Origin of the sequence: Streptosporangium sp. G11, from assembly GCF_051192615.1 — a bacterium.
In the GTDB taxonomy this organism is placed as follows: Bacteria; Actinomycetota; Actinomycetes; order Streptosporangiales; family Streptosporangiaceae; genus Streptosporangium.
Genome location: NZ_JBPJUQ010000319.1, coordinates 1 through 961, shown reverse-complemented (window position 1 = coordinate 961; position 961 = coordinate 1). Strand labels below are relative to the sequence as shown.

Genomic DNA, 961 nt, shown 5'->3' with positions numbered 1-961 from the left:
GCCTGGTCGATGGAGATGAACGAGCCGCCGGAGTCTCCCGGTTCGGCGCAGACGCTGGTGCGGACCAGTTGTGAGACAGAACCCTGGGGGTAGGTGATGGTGGCGTCGAGTTGCTGGATGCGGCCGCAGTGCCAGTCGGTGGTGGAGCCGGAGCGGCAGACCGAGGCGCCCTCGATGGCGGGCTCGGCGCCGGCGACGGGCACGGTGCCGCCCCGGCCGTTGTCCACCGTCGCGGTGACTCTCCAGTTGTCGTTGACGGAGACCCAGGCGTAGTCGCTGCCGGGGAAGACCGATCCCCGGAAGGTGCCCTGGGCGAGGCGGTTGAAGCCGGTGGTCGCGCTGTCGGTCCTGCCGCAGTGGCCGGCGCTGACGAAGCCCTGCTGGGTGCCCTTGCGCACCGAGAAGCCGACCGAGCAGCGGCTGGCGGCGCCGATGTAGTAGGCGGTGCCGCCCACCAGGTCGTACAGGGGCAGAGGAGTCTCGTTGGAGGACAGCACGACGACCGCGCTGTGGTCCACGTTGGAGCTCAGGACGAAGCTCTGCGCCCGGATGGGTTCGGAGGTCAAGACGACCACCTTGTTGAGCTTGGGGGCGACGTAGCGCACGCTCGACACGTGCCGCTGGACCGGTGTCAGTGTGGTGTCGAGCCCTTCCTTGATCTCCGAGAGCTCGGCCAGCGATCTTGAGACGATCTCGGCCTCGGCGCCCGCGGCGACGATCTGCGGGATGTCGGCGGCGCTGGTGGTGGCCACCACTAGGGCGTGCGCGGTCTTCGCGCGCAGCCAGGAGCCGCCGAAGCGGGGGCCGAGGCTGGTGCGCAGTCGCGCCGCGATGGGTGTCAGGCGGGCCTCGTTGTCCAGGCGGGCTCTGGCCTCCGCCGGAGACAGTTCGAGGTCGCGCTGGAGGGCCTCCAGCATGCCCGGCGGCGGGTCGATGGCCGGGCGCTTCGCGGCGATCGGTG

General features: G+C 70.7%; 1 protein-coding gene. It reads right to left on the bottom strand.

From position 1 onward, the window contains the following. The coding region (locus ACSDR0_RS50800) for a S1 family peptidase (protein WP_435296166.1) at positions 1-961 on the bottom strand (961 nt) is incomplete at both ends.